Source organism: Microvirga sp. 17 mud 1-3 (assembly GCF_003151255.1).
In the GTDB taxonomy this organism is placed as follows: Bacteria; Pseudomonadota; Alphaproteobacteria; order Rhizobiales; family Beijerinckiaceae; genus Microvirga.
In genome coordinates this window covers 4,107,588-4,124,596 of record NZ_CP029481.1, presented here as the reverse complement: position 1 = coordinate 4,124,596, position 17,009 = coordinate 4,107,588, and the positions used below count along the sequence as shown (strand labels likewise).

General features: G+C 66.0%; 16 protein-coding genes. 6 read left to right on the top strand and 10 right to left on the bottom strand.

The window, feature by feature from the left end:
- Positions 1-15: 15 nt before the first annotated feature.
- Positions 16-1,218 (bottom strand): ROK family protein, encoded by a 1,203-nt coding sequence (locus C4E04_RS19390; RefSeq protein WP_162559482.1) that lies wholly within the window; start codon positions 1,216-1,218, stop codon positions 16-18.
- Between the two features lie 244 nt (positions 1,219-1,462).
- Between C4E04_RS19390 and xylF the strand changes: the two genes are divergently transcribed.
- The 4 genes from xylF to C4E04_RS19370 all read left to right on the top strand — a co-directional run bounded on the left by xylF (position 1,463) and on the right by C4E04_RS19370 (position 5,784).
- Entirely contained in the window at positions 1,463-2,509 is a 1,047-nt protein-coding gene (xylF, locus tag C4E04_RS19385; RefSeq protein ID WP_109600138.1) for a D-xylose ABC transporter substrate-binding protein, read from the top strand.
- A 221-nt stretch (positions 2,510-2,730) separates the two neighbouring features.
- Positions 2,731-4,032: a sugar ABC transporter permease gene (locus C4E04_RS19380; protein ID WP_109600136.1), complete on the top strand. Its 1,302-nt coding sequence runs from the start codon at positions 2,731-2,733 to the stop codon at positions 4,030-4,032.
- Positions 4,033-4,043: 11 nt separating this feature from the next.
- The gene (locus C4E04_RS19375) at positions 4,044-4,823 is read left to right on the top strand and encodes an ATP-binding cassette domain-containing protein (protein WP_109600134.1); all 780 of its coding nucleotides are present in this window, start codon (positions 4,044-4,046) and stop codon (positions 4,821-4,823) included.
- Positions 4,824-5,031: 208 nt separating this feature from the next.
- Positions 5,032-5,784, top strand: coding sequence for an SDR family NAD(P)-dependent oxidoreductase (locus C4E04_RS19370; protein ID WP_109600132.1), 753 nt, complete (start codon positions 5,032-5,034; stop codon positions 5,782-5,784).
- A 210-nt stretch (positions 5,785-5,994) separates the two neighbouring features.
- Here C4E04_RS19370 and C4E04_RS19365 read toward each other — a convergent pair whose 3' ends face one another.
- The 4 genes from C4E04_RS19365 to C4E04_RS19350 all read right to left on the bottom strand — a co-directional run bounded on the left by C4E04_RS19365 (position 5,995) and on the right by C4E04_RS19350 (position 10,393).
- Positions 5,995-7,317 (bottom strand): AmpG family muropeptide MFS transporter, encoded by a 1,323-nt coding sequence (locus C4E04_RS19365; protein WP_245416166.1) that lies wholly within the window; start codon positions 7,315-7,317, stop codon positions 5,995-5,997.
- A gap of 82 nt (positions 7,318-7,399) precedes the next feature.
- Positions 7,400-8,152, bottom strand: coding sequence for an SGNH/GDSL hydrolase family protein (locus C4E04_RS19360; protein WP_162559481.1), 753 nt, complete (start codon positions 8,150-8,152; stop codon positions 7,400-7,402).
- Positions 8,153-8,154: 2 nt separating this feature from the next.
- Complete coding sequence (locus tag C4E04_RS19355; protein ID WP_162559480.1) at positions 8,155-9,333, bottom strand: OpgC family protein; 1,179 nt, start codon at positions 9,331-9,333, stop codon at positions 8,155-8,157.
- A gap of 202 nt (positions 9,334-9,535) precedes the next feature.
- Positions 9,536-10,393 carry an SIR2 family protein gene (locus C4E04_RS19350; RefSeq protein WP_109600125.1) on the bottom strand — a complete coding sequence of 286 codons (858 nt, stop codon included), beginning with the start codon at positions 10,391-10,393 and terminating at the stop codon, positions 9,536-9,538.
- A gap of 118 nt (positions 10,394-10,511) precedes the next feature.
- Between C4E04_RS19350 and C4E04_RS19345 the strand changes: the two genes are divergently transcribed.
- Positions 10,512-11,084 carry an NUDIX hydrolase gene (locus C4E04_RS19345; protein ID WP_109600123.1) on the top strand — a complete coding sequence of 191 codons (573 nt, stop codon included), beginning with the start codon at positions 10,512-10,514 and terminating at the stop codon, positions 11,082-11,084.
- Between the two features lie 12 nt (positions 11,085-11,096).
- On the opposite strand, the gene C4E04_RS19340 is transcribed toward C4E04_RS19345, so the two are convergent.
- The 3 genes from C4E04_RS19340 to C4E04_RS19330 form a co-directional block, all read right to left on the bottom strand.
- Positions 11,097-11,999, bottom strand: a complete 903-nt coding sequence (locus tag C4E04_RS19340; protein ID WP_109600121.1) for a DUF533 domain-containing protein — start codon at positions 11,997-11,999, stop codon at positions 11,097-11,099.
- An 84-nt stretch (positions 12,000-12,083) separates the two neighbouring features.
- Entirely contained in the window at positions 12,084-12,617 is a 534-nt protein-coding gene (locus C4E04_RS19335) for a hypothetical protein (RefSeq protein WP_109600119.1), read from the bottom strand.
- A 174-nt stretch (positions 12,618-12,791) separates the two neighbouring features.
- A complete protein-coding gene (locus tag C4E04_RS19330; protein ID WP_109600117.1) occupies positions 12,792-13,904 on the bottom strand; it encodes an S-(hydroxymethyl)glutathione dehydrogenase/class III alcohol dehydrogenase in 1,113 nt (370 codons plus the stop codon).
- Between the two features lie 144 nt (positions 13,905-14,048).
- Between C4E04_RS19330 and C4E04_RS19325 the strand changes: the two genes are divergently transcribed.
- Entirely contained in the window at positions 14,049-14,702 is a 654-nt protein-coding gene (locus C4E04_RS19325) for an MBL fold metallo-hydrolase (protein WP_109600115.1), read from the top strand.
- 13 nt (positions 14,703-14,715) lie between these two features.
- Here the strand turns inward: C4E04_RS19325 and C4E04_RS19320 are convergent, their stop codons facing one another.
- Both C4E04_RS19320 and C4E04_RS19315 read right to left on the bottom strand, forming a co-directional pair.
- A complete protein-coding gene (locus tag C4E04_RS19320) occupies positions 14,716-15,447 on the bottom strand; it encodes a hypothetical protein (RefSeq protein ID WP_109600113.1) in 732 nt (243 codons plus the stop codon).
- A 312-nt stretch (positions 15,448-15,759) separates the two neighbouring features.
- A complete protein-coding gene (locus tag C4E04_RS19315) occupies positions 15,760-16,992 on the bottom strand; it encodes an MFS transporter (protein WP_109600111.1) in 1,233 nt (410 codons plus the stop codon).
- Positions 16,993-17,009: the final 17 nt, after the last annotated feature.

Here is a 17,009-nt window from a genome sequence, read left to right as displayed (position 1 = left end):
CGCTGCAGGTTTCCGTCATGCTGCCCTCAGGCGGGCGAGGTCCAGGTCGAGCTCGCGCAGGGCCTGCATGACGACCCCCTCGGTCAGGAGATCCAGGGAGGAATCGACGACCTGGATGGTCGTGAGCGACCGCAAGGTGGGAATCGTCTGGCTTTCCAGGGCGGCCTCGAAGGAGGGGCGCAGGAGGTCCATGGCCCGGGTGCCGGGGCCGCAGATAACGATGTGATCGGGCTCTAGGGTCTGGATCAGGATGCTCGCCGCATCGCCCAGGACCTCTCCGGCCTCGCGGAAAAGGTTGAGCAGCGCTGCGTCGCCGGCGCGCGCCTGGTCCACGATGGCACCCATGGCTTCCTCGCTGGGGAGCAGGATCGTCGGCGCCGGGCGATGGTCGATCAGCTGCGCATCCCGGTGCAGGGCATAATCGGCCAGAAATGCCTCGATGCAGCCCCGCCCGCCACAGCGGCATTGCGGACCGCTGCGACGCAGGCGGACATGTCCGAACTCGCTCCCGCCCGAGCGGGCCCCGCGATAGAGCTCACCCTGCACCAGGAAGCCGAGGCCGACGCCGTCGCCGATCATCAGGCAGGCGGTGCGGCCGGAACGCAGGGCCGGGTCCCGCTGGGCGATCGCGAAGGCCATGGCGCTGGCGTCGTTCTCGATCAGCACGGGCTTGCCGAGCCGCTCTCCCAGGCCTGCCGCGAGGGGGAGGTCCCGGGTGCCGAGAACCGGGCTCCAGGCCACGATGCCGTCATGGGTGTCCACGTAGCCCTGGCAGGCAAGGCCGATGGCCTTCACGTCCGGGGCGCCCGTGTCGTGCGCGAATGTCGTGATCGCCTCCGCGAGCACATCCAGCAGGGCCTCGGCCTCGAGATTGCGCAGGGGGCGTTCCACGTGGCGGCTCGCCCGGTTGCGCCCGGCGCTGTCGACCAGCCGCAGCTCGATGCGGTTGAAGCCGGTCCAGACGCCGATGACGGAGCCGAGAGTCTCGGCGAAGAACAGACGGACCTTCGGGCGGCCGCGGATCAGGCCGGGCAGGGAATCCCCGCCCTCCTCGGTGACCAGGATGCCTTCCTCCAGGAGGCTCGCCGTCAGCTCCGACACGCTGGCCGGGCTCATGCCGAGCTGCTGGCCGATCTCGACGCGAGCGAGCGGCCCCTCCCGGCGCAGGGCATCGAGCAGCCGTCGCCGGGCCGTTTCGCGGGGAGTGAGGGAAAGCATGGACATCGCAGCAATATTTATTCGACTGGCGAACAAAACAAATCGAAAAATCGGCCGCTTCGACCAAATGCTAAGAGCTTTGCCGCTTGAAAGGGACATTGTTCGGGATAATTATTTTCACGCTCGAAAAATTAGGCGGGCGAGCCAGAGCTGAAACGCCGTCTCGGTCGCGCCGGGTTCGGCGGCCTGCCACGCCAAGAAAGAGGGCCGGACGGAAGGGTCCGCTGGCTCCAGGAGGGAACCCATGTCGCTCAAGAAGCAGCTATTTTTCGGCCTTGCCGCCCTCGCCCTGTCGGCGAATGCCGCCCTTGCCCAGGGCAAGGGGCCGGTGATCGGCGTAAGCTGGTCGAACTTCCAGGAGGAGCGCTGGAAGACCGACGAGGCGGCGATCAAGGCCGCCATCGAGAAGGCGGGCGGCACTTATGTGTCGGCCGACGCGCAATCCTCGCCTGCCAAGCAGCTGACCGATATCGAGAGCCTGATCGCCCGCGGCGCCAAGGGGCTGATCGTCCTGGCGCAGGATTCGGATGCCATCCGCCCGGCCGTCGAGAAGGCGGTGGCCGAGGGTATCCCGGTGGTCGGCTACGACCGGCTCATCGAGATCCCGCAGGTCTTCTACCTGACCTTCGACAACGTGGAGGTGGGCCGTCTCCAGGCCCGCGAGGTGATGAAGGTGAAGCCCGAGGGCAACTACGTCTTCATCAAGGGCTCGGGCGCCGATCCGAACGCCAACTTCCTGTTCCAGGGCGCCATGGAGGTGCTCAAGCCCTCTATCGATTCCGGCAAGATCAAGAACGTGGGCGAGGCCTATACGGATGGCTGGCTCCCGGCCAACGCGCAGCGGAACATGGAGCAGTTCCTGACCAAGAACAACAACAAGGTCGACGCGGTGGTGGCGGCCAATGACGGCACCGCAGGCGGCGCTATCGCGGCGCTTGCCGCGCAGGGCATGGCCGGCTCCGTTCCCGTATCGGGCCAGGATGCCGACAAGGCCGCGCTGAACCGGGTCGCCCTCGGCACCCAGACCGTGTCGGTGTTCAAGGACGCGCGTGAGCTCGGCCGCAACGCCGCCGAGATCGCTCTCGAACTCGCCAACGGCAAGAAGCTGAACGAGATCAAGGGCTCCATGTCTTGGAACCTCGGCCCGAAGAAGCAGAATATGACGGCGATCTTCCTCAAGCCCGTGGCGATCACGAAGGACAACCTCAACGTGGTCGTCGATGCTGGCTGGGTGACGAAGGACGTGGTGTGCCAGGGCGTGAAGCCAGGCTCCGTCAAGGTCTGCAACTGAGCGGGATCCGTCACTCTGGAGCGCGCCATCGTCATTCCGGGACAGCCCTCGCGGGCCGGGCCCGGAATCCATAAACGCTGACAATGCAGAATAGAACGCGGTGGTTGCCGTTATTCTCTGTTCTGAACAACTGGTGTTTATGGGTTCCGGGCTTGCCTGACGGCAACCCGGAATGACGATGAGCCGTCCCGGGATGACGCTCTCCTGATGCGAGCGATGCCATGACCGCACACGCCACTACGTCTGCCCCACCCCAGAGCGCCTCTACGGACGGCTCGCTCCTCTCCAGGCTCGAGATCGACGTCCGCATGCTCGGCATGCTAGGAGCGCTCGCGGTCATCTGGATCGGTTTCGACATTCTCTCGGGCGGGCTTTTCCTCACGCCGCGCAATCTCTGGAACCTGTCGGTCCAGACGGCCTCCATCGCGGTCATGTCGACCGGCATGGTGCTCGTCATCGTGACCCGCAACATCGACCTGTCGGTGGGTGCCATCCTCGGCCTCGTCGGCATGATCGTGGGCGTGGTGCAGGTGCAATGGCTGCCCGGCTGGCTCGGCTTCGAGCATTGGCTCACGGCGCCCGTCGCGGTACTGATCGCGGTCGTGATCGGCGGCGTCATCGGGCTCTTCCAGGGCTGGCTCATCGCTTATCTCGGCATTCCGTCCTTCATCGTCACCCTCGGAGGGCTGCTCGTCTGGCGCGGCGCCGCCTGGTGGGTCACGACGGGCCAGACCGTCGCGCCCATGGACACGCGCTTCAAGGCCCTTGGCGGTGGTGTCGAGGGGGCGCTTGGCGCCACAGCGACCTGGATCGTCGCATCGGTCGCGGCCGGGCTCGTTGTGGTGGCCCTCGGGCTCGCACGGCGACGGCGCATCCGCTTCGGCTTTCCGGTGCGCCCGGCCTGGGCCGATGCGGTCATCGCGCTTCTGGCCTGCGGCGCGGTGCTCGGCGCCGCCGCCATCGCCAATTCCTATCCGCTGCCCGTGGGTACCGCGCGGCGCTGGGCGGAGGCCAACGGCATTGCCTGGCCCGAGGGCGGACTGACGATCCCGCACGGGGTCGCCGTGCCGGTACTGATCGCCGTGATCGTCGGTCTCTTCATGACGTTCCTCGCAAGGCGCCTGCGCTTTGGGCGCTACGTCTTCGCCATCGGCGGCAATCCGGAGGCCGCGGAACTGTCGGGCATCAACACCCGCTGGACGCTCATGAAGGTGTTCGGCCTTATGGGATTTCTCTGCGGCATCTCGGCCTGCATTTCCACGGCGCGCCTCAACGCCGCCACCAACGCGGCCGGAACGCTCGACGAGCTCTACGTCATCGCGTCAGCGGTGATCGGCGGCACGTCGCTTGCGGGCGGCATCGGCACCGTCGCGGGCGCCATGCTCGGCGCTCTCGTCATGCAGTCCCTGCAATCCGGCATGGTGCTGCTTGGCGTCGACACGCCGCTTCAGAACATCGTGGTCGGCGCCGTGCTCGTGCTGGCCGTGTGGGTCGATGGCCTCTATCGCCGGCGGATCAGGTAAGGGAGCGCATCATGACACCCAACGAGACGGCTCCGCTCGTCGAGATGCGCGACATTTCCATCGCGTTCGGCGGCATCAAGGCGGTCGACGATGTTTCGGTCGATCTGCGGCCCGGCGAGGTCGTGGGGCTTCTCGGCCATAACGGGGCCGGGAAGTCGACCCTCATCAAGATCCTCTCGGGCGCCTACCGGCCGGATGCCGGCGCGATCTACGTGAACGGCGAGCGGGCTGAGATCGGCTCGCCCCGGGACGCCAAGCGCTACGGGATCGAGACGATCTACCAGACCCTCGCGCTCGCCGACAATATCGATGCGGCCGGCAACATCTTCCTCGGCCGCGAGGTGCTCACGCCCTATGGCACCCTCGACGATGCCACCATGGAATCCGAGACCCGCAAGGTGATGGCGCGGCTCAACCCGCATTTCCGCCGCTTCAAGGAGCCCGTGAAGGCGCTCTCCGGCGGCCAGCGCCAGTCGGTCGCCATCGCGCGCGCGATCTACTTCAACGCCCGCGTGCTCATCATGGACGAGCCGACCGCGGCGCTCGGCCCCGCCGAGACGCAGCAGGTCGCCGACCTCGTGCTGCAGCTGAAGAAGGAGGGCATCGGCATCTTCCTCATCAGCCACGACATCCACGATGTGTTCGGCCTCGCCGACCGGGTCAGCGTGATGAAGAACGGCAAGCTCGTCGGAACCGCGAATGTCGCGGACGTCACCCAGGACGAGGTGCTCGGCATGATCATCCTCGGCAAGTGCCCGTCCGGCGCGACGCCTGGGCCCGGCGCGAGCTGAAATTGAATTTTCCGTCATTCGGGGACCGCGTAGCGGAGTCCGGAACCCATAGCCGCTAACGATGCAAGAGAAAGTGCGGCGTCTGCCGTAGCTCTTTCTTCTGAAACGATTGTGTTTATGGGTTCCGGGCCCGGCGCTCCGCACCGTCCCGGAATGACAACGGATTTCTGCCGCGGCAGACCTGGTATTTCACGAAGAGGTTCGATTCATGACCCAGACCATCTACGGCTCCCTCAAGGACAAGACCGTCCTGATCACGGGCGGTGCCAGCGGCATCGGCGAGAGCATCGCGACGGCTTTTCATGCACAGGGATCGAAGGTCGCGGTCCTGGACTACAACACGGAGGCCGGGCAGGCGCTGACCAAGCGCCTCGGCGAGCGCGTGCATTTCGAACACAGCGACGTGCGCGACATCCCGGCCCTGCAGGCGGCCATCCGCCGGGCAAGCGAGGCGCTGGGACCTGTCGCGATCCTGGTCAACAACGCCGCGCGGGATGACCGGCACACCATCGACGAAGTCACGCCCGAATATTGGCGCGAGCGCTTCGCCACCAATCTCGATCACCAGTTCTTCGCGACCCAGGCGGTGCTGCCCGACATGGAGCGGGCGGGCGGGGGCTCGGTCATCAATATGGGCTCTACAAGCTATCTCGTGAGCGATGATTCCTTCGCGGCCTACAAGACCGCCAAATCCGCCGTGGTCGGCCTCACCCGCGCCCTGGCGCGTGAACTCGGCCCCCGGAACATCCGCGTCAACGCCATCGTGCCCGGCTGGATCATGACCCAGCGCCAGATCGACCTGTGGCTGACGCCCGAGGGCGAGGCGGAGCTGCTGAAGCGCCAGTGCATCAAGCGCAAGCTCGTGCCCGAGGATATCGCCAGGATGGCGCTCTTCCTGGCTTCCGAGGATGCCGGCGCCATCACGGCGCAGAGCTATCTGGTGGATGGCGGCTGGGTGTAAGTGAGCGGGGTGAGGTGAGCCTCGACGAAGCACTTTCGTCCTTGTCATAGCCGGAATGACGAGGCGTGGCCCTGCTCTCCTCCCCCCTTGTGGGGAGGAGTTGGAGGTGGGGGTGTTGGCTCTGAAGTTTAAGAACGTAGCGTCGACACCCCCACCCTGACCCTCCACACAAGGGGGAGGGGATCCCGTTGCGCTCTGTCCCTCCGCCGTTCACGCGCGCGATTGCGCCGCGAGGGCCGGTTTCCCGTCCGGCTCCGCTTCCACCGTCTGCATCGCATCCCGACGCACGACTAGGCACAGGATCACGAGCGGGATGCCGATGGCGGCCGTGGCCGAGAAGAGGATCGGGTAGCCGTAGGCGTCCACGACCGCGCCCGAGCCGCCGCCGATGAGCTTGCCGGGCAGCGCATAGAGGGAGCTCAGGAGAGCATATTGGGTCGCGGCGAAGCCGGGCGCCGTGAGGCTCGACATGTAGGCGACGAGGGCCGAGCCCGCGAAGCCGCCGGCGAAGTTGTCGGCGCTGATCGTGAGGACGAGCAGGTCGAGCCGTCCGCCCTCGACCGCGAGCCACGAGAACATCAGGTTCGAGGCGGCCGCGATGACGGCGCCGATGAGGAGCGTCCACCACAGCCCGAGCCGCGTGACCGCGATACCCCCCGCAAAGGCTCCGGCGATGCCGACCCAGACCCCGTAGAGCTTGGATACGTTGGCGATGTCGGCCTTGGAGAAGCCGAGGTCGATATAGAGCGGGTTCGCCATGACGCCGGCCACGAAATCCGGCAGGCGGAAGCAGGCGACGAGCGCCAGGATTGGGATGAGGATCGGCCCCTTGCGCCGGAAAAGCTCCGTCAGCGGCTCCAAGACGGCGGCCGCGAAGGGCAGCCTCTCGCGGGGCGCGGCCGCATCCAGGCGCGGGGCCATGAGGGTGGCCGCAAGGCCCACGCCCATGAGGGCCGCCATAGCCAGGTAGGCGCTGCGCCAGTTCACGAACTCGGCGATATAGAGTGCGCCCGCGCCCGCGCAGATCAGGGCGAGGCGGTAGCCGAGCTGGAGGCTCGCGGCCATCATGCCCTGCCGCTCGGTCGTGGCGGCGTCGATGCGCCAGCCGTCGATCACCACGTCCTGGGTGGCGGACGCGAAGGCCACGAGAAGAGCCGACGCGATGGTGAGGGGCAGGTGCGTCTGCGGATCGCCGAACGCGATGCCCGCAAGGCCTGCTGCCGTGACGATCTGCGCAAGTGCCATCCAGCTCCGCCGCCGGCCGAGGAGCCGGGCAAGGATCGGTACGTCGTAGCGGTCGACGATGGGTGCCCAGAGGAACTTGAGCGAATAGGCGAGCGCCACCCAGCTCAGCATGCCGATCTCGGTGCGCGAAATCCCGGCCTCCCGCAGCCATGCGGAGAGGGTGCTGAACACGAGGAGGAACGGCAGGCCGGACGAAAATCCTAAGGGAAGCATCAGGGCGATGCGCCCGTCCGTCAGGACGTCCCGGAACGAGAGCCGGCGTTTCGGAGCAGAATGTGCGTGAGCCATGATGATCGTTTTCGCCGTTCCGTTGAGGCTTCAGCATCCGCCAGGGCGGAGGCTATCCTGAAGGTCGGCCCTTGCGATGCCGTTAACGGCGCCGCGCGGCCGCGACCGTCGTGCGCTCGGCCTCGGCCACCGGGCGGGCCACGACCGACTGGATGTCCTGCGCGAGACGGTCGGCGAGGCAGCGATAGCCCTTGTCGCTCATGTGGAAGCTGTCGGAAGACAGCATGGAACGCAGGTCCTCCAGAGAGTGGCTGCCCCATTCCTTCATCATCGCATAGCGCGAGAAGACCGGGATCCGCTGGGTCTCGCCCACCCTGGCGACCATCTGCACGAAGCGCTCGTAGCGGGCGGGATCCCGGATCGTCGGGACATATTGCTGGTCGAGCAGGATGAGCGGAACCCCGGCCGCCTTGGCGGCCGCGATGCCGCGCTCCAGCATGGTGCGGAAGCCGTCCTCGGGCACACCGCCCACGGCGTCGTTGGTGCCGACCTGCCAGATGACGAGATCGTACCCGCCGGACTTAAGCGCCTCTTCCAGCCGCTCGACGGTTCGGACCGCCTTCTCGCCGCCGATGCCGGCATTCACGACCGTGACCGTCTGGTGCCAGAGGTCCGACAGGTCTTCCTGAAGCTGGGCCGGGTAGGTCCGATCCGGCGCTGAGGCGCCGATACCCTCGGTCGAGGAGGAGCCGATGGCGAGAATCCGCACGGTCTCGTGCCGGTTCAGCTTCTGGGAGACGACGCCCAGAAGGCCCTGTGCCCGGAAGACCGGGACTGTCCCGCCGCAGGCTTCCTCGGCTGCGGAGGCCGGTGCCGGCACTGTCAGGAAGGACATACTTAAGAAGGCAAGCGCCCCGGCGACGCGGAGGACAGGGCGAGACTTCGTGTCCGGCCGTTTTGCGGGCCGTCCGCGTTGAATTTGTTCCATTCCAGGTATCGCGCCAGTGCCAGGAGCCCCATCAGTCCGATCAGGGTAAATACCATGCCGATGAGGTGTGGACTAGCGGAGGATTTGACGGCCGTCAGCGTCATGATGACCTGCCCCAGGGCGCTCAGGAGCGATCCGGCCGCGAAGATCACGAGGCCGTTACGGCCAAGCCGCTTCAGGTCGGGACCGACGATGGTGCGCTCAAGCTTCTCGCCGATGCGCCACTGAGTGACCAGATAGGCGAGGGCGATGAAGTGTACCAGACGGCCGAGGCCGAGATCGTATTTCGGCAGGTCGAGCTGCGTGAAGGCGGCATCGCGCAGGCCGGGGGCAAGGCCGAAGACGTCCATGACGACGAGAAGCGAGGCCGTCAGGATGACGATTGCACTGATCTGGCACGTCCGGGTCAGCGGTATGGGGCGTTGCGTGAAGATCACGCCCGTGACGATGCCGATGGTGAAGAGCAGCTGCCATGCAAAGGGATTGAAGAACCAGGTTCCCGGTTCCGGCCAGGTGGGCAGGACGAGCACGCCGTCGCGCGCAAGCGCATAGATTCCGAACGAGACTGCGAGGGCGAGGAGCACATGGATCCGCGCCAGGACGAGCGCCACCGGCGCCCACAGCATGAGGGCGATGTAGAGAGGCAGGATGTTGAAATAGCCAAGCTGGTGCCCGAGCAGGAGAATGCCCGTGACGCCCTTGGCCGTGTTGCCGAACACGATATTGCGGCCGTCGGCCTCGATGAGGCCGATATCGTCGCTGAGCTCATAGCCGATGGAGAAGAGCGCAATGGCGCCTGCCGTGAGCAGGAGATGCATCCGGTAGAGCTCGAAGGAGCGGCGCAGGCAGCGGCGCACGACCCCGATGATGTCGCCCTGCGGAATCCGGTGATAATAGACGAGAGCCAGCGACAATCCGGAGATGAAGATGAACGCCTCGGCAGAATCGGAGAAGCCGAAGCTGCGCGGCGTGGCATGTTCAATAATGTTGCCCGGAATGTGGTTGACGAAAATGATCGCAAGAACGAGACCCCGCCAGAGGTCGATCGTTCCATTGCGTCCCACATTCTTCATTGGCTGCACGTCCATCCTCTTTCTTCGTCCGGTTCCTGATGAAAACGCCAAGGTGGCTGGAGAGTTCGCCTGCATTGCGGCGAAGGCCGTTCCGTGTGCCGTCGAACCGACATGCCTTGTCAGATTCGTATCCTGGCACGAACGGCGCGAAATTCCAGGCGGGCCTCAATCACGTCTCCATGATCGAACGTCAAGAGCGCGTCCTGTGGAGAGCGTGTCAGCGCGCCTGTTCGCGCAATGCAGAAACGTTACGGCTCAGCTTCGTCAGAAACGTCTCGAGAGCATTCTCGGGCGCGCAGTCGGGTTCCGTCAGCACACGTAAACCCCATTGCTGCAGCACTGCTTCCTCGATGGGATTGGGGCGCAGCATGAATACGTAGGAGGGCGGGCGGTCCTTCTCGAAGCCAGACCCTTTCCACGTCTTCCACAGACGATGCAGGAGAAAGCGAATGTTCAGGTCCGACAGGCTGTAGCCGACGAACAGGATGGTCTTGCCCAGGGCATCCGCCCGAAACTTGATGTCGAGCGGTGATTCGAAAGACAGGCGGTCGAGATAATCCGTCTCGGTAATGACGATGGAATCGTCGTCGTCGAAATCTCCGTGATATTTGACGATCTGCGGAACGCCCTCCCGGACGTCGGCGATGTCCTTCGCATTCACGATTTTCACGAACGATTTGCCGTGCAGGGTGAAGGCCGTCTCGAGGTTCCGGTCGAAATTCGTCGTGTAGATGATCGGAAAGTCGAGTTCGCAGATCAGGGCATGAACGCGAGAGTTCCTCAGGTTCTCTTCGGGCAGAGTCCAGGCCCGGTCCATCCAGCTGCGCAGGGGGCCGATTCTGCCCTTCTTGAGGCGATAGAACTCCGCGAGGGTCAGGTGGTTGACTTCGGTCTCGGTCAGATCCGCCTCGTCGATCTGGAGCTCCTGTGCGATGTGGGCGATGAGCGTCTGCCAGGAGGGCAGGCCGACCGTCATCGAGACGCCCGCTCCCGCAAAGAGAATGGCATGGCGCCTGCCGATGGCTTCCACCAGATCGTCCACTGGGTTCCTCTCCTGCGGCCTGTTCAGGCGCATAACGCTGCGGGCCGGGCCCAGGCTCCCGCGGAACGGCTTCGCTCGGCAAGGATTGGCTCGGAAAGGATTGGCTTGTCGCCGGGTGGTCCGGCGGAGTGCCGGATCGGGAAGATGCGCCATGGCGACCTACGAGATCGCGAATACCGAGGTTCTTCATGAAGGGCGGCGCAGCCTCCTGGCGCTCACGGTGAAGCAGCCCAATGGCGAGCGCATGGTGCGGGAGGTTCTGGAGAGCCCGCCTGCCGCCGCGGTGCTTCCCTACGACGAAGCCCGCCGGACGGCCTTTCTGGTGCGGCAGTTCCGGGCGCCTGTCCTGCGGGCCGGAGGCCCTTCGAGCGTTCTGGAGGCGATTGCCGGCATCGTGGATCCCGGCGAGACGGCGGAGGAAGGCATCCGCCGGGAGGCCATGGAGGAGGCGGGGCTTCGCCTGAGCCGCCTCGAGCCGCTCGGCGCCTTCTGGGCCTCTCCGGGCTACTCGACCGAGCGGGTCCACCTGTTCCTGGCGCCCTGCTCGGCCGCGGACCGGACAGGGGAGGGCGGCGGGCTGGCCGAGGAGCAGGAGGAGATCACTCTCTGCGAGACTCGCCTTGCGGATCTTGCCGGGATGATGGCGCAGGGCACCATCGCGGATATGAAGACCCTCGCGCTCGTCCAGGCGCTCGTCCTACGCCGGGGCGAGCTTTTCCGGTGATGGTACGGGAGGTTAGCCCGGAAGGGCGCCCGACGCTGCGGCGTCGATCTGGGCCACGAGGCGCGGGTCGAGCCCGAGCGCGCCGGAGAGATGCGCGAGGAAGACGCGCTCCTCCACGGTATTCGGCGTGATGATGCGCCGTGCCGCCGTATAGACCTGGACGGCGGCTTCCGGCGTCGTGGCGGCGGCCGCGAGTTCGGCCACGCTGGCCGGGCGCGCAAGCTCCGCCTCAATGATCTGCACGCCTTCGCCGTCGATCCCTGCGCCTTTAAGAGCGCCGAGGATGCGCGTGCGCTCGTCCTCGTCGATGCGCCCATCGGCGGCTGCGGCGGCGATCATGGCGCGCATCACCAGAAGCGCGACATCGCCGGACGCCGGCGGGGCTGCGGGCGGCGGCAGGGCCGCGGCCTGGAGGGGCTGGCCCTCGATCAGGGGGCCCTGCTCCCCGCCTTTGTTCAGAAAGCGGCCGATCAGGGCCACGCCCTTGGTCTTGGCCTTTTCGGTAAGCTTGCGGCCGGTCTGCGAATTCACCACGGCCTTGGTCACGCCGAGCATCACCGCATGGACAGCCGCATTGCCCTGCGGCGTCTTGAGGTAATCCTGTGCGCGGCGCAGGAGCAGATCGGTGAGATCGGCCGGCGGCGGTGGGGCAGCGGCGGGCTTCTCGGGCTTCGGAGCCGCTGGCTGCTCACCCTCGGAGGAGGGCGGCGGGGGCGGCGGAGAGGGCCTGTTCGCCAGATCGATCAGGTCGCTGAGCAGAGTGCCGGCGCCGAGGGGAGCGGCCGGCGCCTTGGGCGCTTCCGGCTTGGGAGCTGCGGGATTGGGCGCCGCGGGCGTTGCCGTCGGCGCAGCGGGCTGGCTGCCTGCCGGAGCGGGCGTTCCCAGGGCATCGAGAAGCTTCTTGGCGTCGAACATGGAGCTGTTCCCGGGCGATCGTGTGAATTCTAGATGACAATCCCTCTCATGGGCAAACCGGCGCGGAACGGCCGTTTTCCCGCGTCAGAAGATCGTCGAGAAGATCATGGTCAGGCAGCTCCAGACCATCATGACGCCCATGGCGTAATAGGCCCATTTGGGCATGCCGTTGGGAGCCGCCGTCCGGGGCTGGGCGTCCATGGCCTGGATCAGCTGGGTCTGGACCTGCTGCCCCTTCAGAACCAGCAGGGTCAGGCCCTGGATCGCCTCAGCCTGGGCGTTGAGGAGCGCCATGGCGTGCGACTGCTGGGCGTGCGGATCCACGGCCGGGTCGTTCAGGTGATGGAGCGATTCGCCGATCTGGCCGATGGCGCCGCGCATCGCGTCGAAGTTCTGGCTCTGCTCGGCCAGGAGCACGCGCGCCTGGGTCAAGGGATCGGGCATGTTCTTCTGGGCCGCATCCGAGAGATGCTGCATCAGGCCTGCCTGTCCCTGGGTGATGGCGGCCCGCACAGCCTTGCCGGCGTCGGAGGCCAGTGCCGCCTGAGTCATGCTGACGGCCTTGCCGACGATCCTGTCAGCATTGGGGCTGGTGATGGGTTCGCGAGTCTGTTCCATGGCGGCGGCTTTAAGATGAGCGATTCGGTCAGAGGCGTTCTCATAGACCAATTGTTACGAGAGAGCTATGCTCTATCGTTCCAAAGCCGTATATTCCTTTGCGTTACCTCGCAGGCGGTGCGCTAAAACACCTTTCGAGACGAAAAGGCAAAGCTTCCGCGGTCGGGAGGCCTCTCAATAGATCACGACGGAGCGGATCGACTTGCCCTCGTGCATCAGGTCGAAGGCGGTGTTGATCTCCTCGAGCGGCATCCGGTGGGTGATCAGGTCGTCGATGTTGATCTTACCCTCCATGTACCAGTCGACGATCTTGGGCACGTCCGTGCGGCCGCGCGCGCCGCCGAAGGCGGTTCCGCGCCACACCCGGCCGGTGACGAGCTGGAACGGGCGGGTGGCAATTTCCCGCCCCGATTCGGCGACGCCGATGATGATGCTCTCGCCCCAGCCGCGATGGCAGCATTCGAGGGCCTGGCGCATCACGTTCACGTTGCCGGTCGCGTCGAACGAGAAATCCGCGCCGCCGCCCGTGAGATCGATGATCGCCTGCACGACCTTGTCGGTGCCGACCTCGTTCGGATTGATGAAGTCCGTCATGCCGAACTTCTCGGCCATGGCGCGCTTGGCCGGGTTGATGTCGATGCCGATGATCTTGTCGGCGCCAACCATGCGCGCACCCTGGATCACGTTGAGGCCGATGCCGCCGAGGCCGAACACCGCCACGTTCGCACCGGGCCAGACCTTCGCGGTGTAGATCACCGCGCCGATCCCCGTGGTGACGCCGCAGCCGATATAGCAGACCTTGTCGAAGGGAGCGTCCTCGCGGATCTTCGCAAGCGCGATTTCCGGCAGGACCGTGAAATTCGCGAAGGTCGAACAGCCCATGTAATGGAAGACCGTGTCGCCATCGCAGCGGAAACGGCTCGTGCCGTCGGGCATCACGCCCTGTCCCTGCGTGGTGCGGATCGCCGTGCACAGGTTGGTGCGGCGCGACAGGCAGGATTTGCACTGCCGGCATTCCGGCGTGTAGAGCGGGATCACGTGATCGCCGGGCTTGAGAGTGGTGACGCCCGGCCCGACCTCGCGCACGATGCCTGCGCCCTCATGGCCGAGGATCGCCGGGAATTTCCCTTCCGAATCGAGTCCTGAGAGCGTGTAGGCATCCGTGTGGCAGATGCCCGTCGCCATGACCTCCACGAGCACCTCACCGGCCTGGGGCCCTTCGAGGCGGACGGTCTCGATGGTGAGGGGCTTGCCTGCTTCCCATGCCACGGCTGCTCTGGTTTCCATGCTGTCTCTTCCTTCCGGGTGCGTGCGTGACTATGTGAACCCGCGGGATGCCAGGTCAAGGGAAGAGAGCCGGCATCCGCCGGGGCGGCGGGACCGATATCCTCCGTCGCCACTTACGCCGCCCGTTTTTCGAGGAATTCCGCCGTGTCAGATATCCGCGCCGCCATCATTCCCGTCACGCCTTTCGAGCAGAACTGCACGCTGCTCTGGAACGACAAGACCAAGAAGGGCGCCGTGATCGATCCGGGCGGCGACCTCCATCGCATCCGAGAGGCGATCGCCGAGACCGGCGTGACGGTGGAGAAGATCATCCTGACACACGGCCATATCGACCATGCGGGCGGCGCAGCCGATCTGCGGGATGAGCTCGGCGTGCCGGTCGAGGGCCCGCACGAGGCGGACCGTCCTCTCCTGGAGCGTCTGCCGGAGCAGGCGCGCGTCTATGGCCTCGACGGGGTGCGCGCCGTGACGCCCGATCGCTGGCTGAACGAGGGCGATACGGTCACTGTCGGCGGCATGACCCTGGAGGTCCTGCATTGCCCGGGACATTCGCCGGGCAGCGTCGTCCTGTTCGCGCCGCAGGATCGCTTCGCCCTCGTGGGCGACGTCCTGTTCAACGGGTCCGTCGGGCGCACCGATCTGCCGGGCGGGGACGGGGCTGCGCTCATGAGCTCGATCAAGACCAAGCTTCTGCCCCTCGGCGACGACGTCACGTTCATCTGCGGCCACGGGCCGGCGAGCACCATCGGGCAGGAGCGGGCAACCAATCCGTTCCTGCAGGAGGGGATGCTCGCCTGAGCGGGGCGAGGCCTCAGATCTTCGGCGAGAAGCTGAGCTGCAGGGTCGCCGAGGCGGTTGGATGCGTCTCCGGCGCGAAGTCGTATCCCATGCGGATATTCACCACCGACCGGATCGGGCTTTTATGCGTGGTCAGCACCCGCTGCGCGACGATCTCGGAGCGCAGGCTGCTGCTCCAGCCGCCGGTCGTTGTGTCGAGGTTGATGTTCGGCGAGACGACGAGCTGCGCGTCCCAGGGCGTCCCGGCGGACGGCAGGCGGATCCCGAGGGACCCTCCGGCGCTTTGGGTATAGACGGCGCTTGCAGGATCGACCGCCCCGGTCGTCGTGAGACCGATCTCCAGGGCCTCGGCGGCCCATTGCCGCGACCAGGTCAGCTGCCAGTCCATCCGGGCATTCAGGGCTTGGTCGATGTCGAGGTTGCGGCTCATCTGCGTGCCGACCAGCAGGTCGAGATCCGCGAAGGGGCGAAGCTTCGCACCCACGGCCCTCTGGGACGGGGACGCAACGGCGGCAGGGGAGCCGATCAGCCCCGACGACCAGACCTCCGTCCGCCCGAAGGTCGGGATTTTTGGGGCCGAGAGCGCCCTGTAGCGGTCGATGTCGACATTCTCGGCATTCCACGCCTGATCCCAGGTTTCATCCCAGGTCATGAGGCCTGGAGCACCGTCCTCGAGGCTCAGCGCCGGCGTGCCTGCCCAGGCAGTCATCAACAGGATCGTGAAAGAATAAGCGAGCAATCGCATGAGAAAATGAAATCCTTCAGCGCCGGAAAACGGCGGAGTAAGAACAGTCAAAATTGTATCGGTTAATGTTTCCTTATTTCTGGGCCGATTAACCTGAAAAGCGCAACAAAGTTTCTCTATGGCAGCTTGCCGCATCACGGAGAATCACGCTGCGGCGAAGAGATTTAGGATTATTATTCTATGTAGAGCAACCCGAAGCAGCCGCGATATCTTCACCTGCCACAACGGCCGGGGCGGGCGCAACCGGTTCTGCCCTGGTGGCTCGCATCCGATCTTAGGCGTTGCGATGAAGCGACAGGTGCCGGCCGGATCTCATGGCGCGCCCTCCTGATCAGGGATGCGGGGCGGCAACACCATCAGCCGGAAGGCGACGGCCAGCGCCACCAGCAGCAGGGCCGCCACGAGGCCCGTCACGCCGGGCCAGCCTGACCTGGCCCAGAACACGCCGCCCAGGGTCCCGACGGTGCTGGAGCCCAGGTAATAGGTGAAGAGGTAGAGGGCGGAGGCCTGGGCCTTGGCGGTCAGTGCGCGGCGCCCCACCCAGCTGCTGGCGATGGAATGGGCGCCGAAGAAGCCGAACGTCACGGCGACGATCCCGAGGAGGATCAGGACGAGGTTCTCGAAAAGCGCGATGGCCAGGCCGGCGAGCATGATCAGGATCATGGCCCAGAGCACCTTGCGCCGCCCGAGGCGTCCGGCGAGGTCGCCCACGAAGGTCGAGCTGAAGGTGCCGACCAGATAGACCGCGAAGATCGCCCCGATGGCGGTGTGGCTCAAGGAATAGGGCGCCGCCATGAGCCGATAGCTCAGGTAGTTGTAGAAGGTCACGAAGCCGCCCATGAGCAGGAAGGCCTCGGCGAACAGCGCCCGCAGCCCCGGATCGCCGAGATGATTCGCGAAGGATTTCAGGAGATCGGCCGGGTGGGCGCGCTGCGGGTGGAAGTGGCGGGATTCCGGCAGGCTGCGCCAGGCCGCGACCGCCGCCGCGAGGCCGAGCAGTCCGATGGTACCGACTGCGACCCGCCAGGAGGCGAGGTCCGTCAGGGCGCCGGTCACGACCCGCCCGGCAAGTCCCCCGATGGCATTGCCGCCGATGAACAGGCCCATGGCGAGGCCGATGGACTTGGCATTGACCTCCTCGCTCACATAGGCCATGGCGACCGCCGGCAAACCGCTCAGCGTCGCGCCGATCAGGAGGCGGGTCAGGAGCAGCATGTGCCAGTTCGGTGCGGCGGCCGACACGATCGCCAGAAGGGCCGACGCGAACAGGGACGCGACCATCAGGGGCTTGCGGCCCCAGACCTCCGACAGGGAGCCGGTGATCAGCATGGCGAAGGCCAGCATCCCGGTGCTCAGGGACAGGGACAGGCTGCTCACGGCGGCGCTGACCTGGAAGTCTTCCGAGAAGACGGGCAGCAGGGGTTGTACGCAGTAGAGGATCGCGAAGGTCGCGAAGCCGGCGGCGAAAAGGGCGAGGTTCAGGCGCCGGAAGGCGGGTGTGCCGCTTTCGAGCCGCTTCGGTTCCTCGCCACTCGTTCTATGCATGTCGCCGCTCCGTGCAC

Bases quoted from the DNA above. Each gene is read 5' to 3' on its own strand.
- C4E04_RS19350 (WP_109600125.1), bottom strand. From the start codon at position 10,393: ATGCGCCTGAACAGGCCGCAGGAGAGGAACCCAGTGGACGATCTGGTG.
- C4E04_RS19345 (WP_109600123.1), top strand. From the start codon at position 10,512: ATGGCGACCTACGAGATCGCGAATACCGAGGTTCTTCATGAAGGGCGG.
- C4E04_RS19355 (WP_162559480.1), bottom strand. From the start codon at position 9,333: ATGGACGTGCAGCCAATGAAGAATGTGGGACGCAATGGAACGATCGAC.
- C4E04_RS19315 (WP_109600111.1), bottom strand. From the start codon at position 16,992: ATGCATAGAACGAGTGGCGAGGAACCGAAGCGGCTCGAAAGCGGCACA.
- C4E04_RS19380 (WP_109600136.1), top strand. From the start codon at position 2,731: ATGACCGCACACGCCACTACGTCTGCCCCACCCCAGAGCGCCTCTACG.
- C4E04_RS19365 (WP_245416166.1), bottom strand. From the start codon at position 7,317: ATGGCTCACGCACATTCTGCTCCGAAACGCCGGCTCTCGTTCCGGGAC.
- C4E04_RS19335 (WP_109600119.1), bottom strand. From the start codon at position 12,617: ATGGAACAGACTCGCGAACCCATCACCAGCCCCAATGCTGACAGGATC.
- C4E04_RS19360 (WP_162559481.1), bottom strand. From the start codon at position 8,152: ATGTCCTTCCTGACAGTGCCGGCACCGGCCTCCGCAGCCGAGGAAGCC.
- C4E04_RS19330 (WP_109600117.1), bottom strand. From the start codon at position 13,904: ATGGAAACCAGAGCAGCCGTGGCATGGGAAGCAGGCAAGCCCCTCACC.
- C4E04_RS19375 (WP_109600134.1), top strand. From the start codon at position 4,044: ATGACACCCAACGAGACGGCTCCGCTCGTCGAGATGCGCGACATTTCC.
- xylF (WP_109600138.1), top strand. From the start codon at position 1,463: ATGTCGCTCAAGAAGCAGCTATTTTTCGGCCTTGCCGCCCTCGCCCTG.
- C4E04_RS19390 (WP_162559482.1), bottom strand. From the start codon at position 1,218: ATGCTTTCCCTCACTCCCCGCGAAACGGCCCGGCGACGGCTGCTCGAT.
- C4E04_RS19320 (WP_109600113.1), bottom strand. From the start codon at position 15,447: ATGCGATTGCTCGCTTATTCTTTCACGATCCTGTTGATGACTGCCTGG.
- C4E04_RS19370 (WP_109600132.1), top strand. From the start codon at position 5,032: ATGACCCAGACCATCTACGGCTCCCTCAAGGACAAGACCGTCCTGATC.
- C4E04_RS19340 (WP_109600121.1), bottom strand. From the start codon at position 11,999: ATGTTCGACGCCAAGAAGCTTCTCGATGCCCTGGGAACGCCCGCTCCG.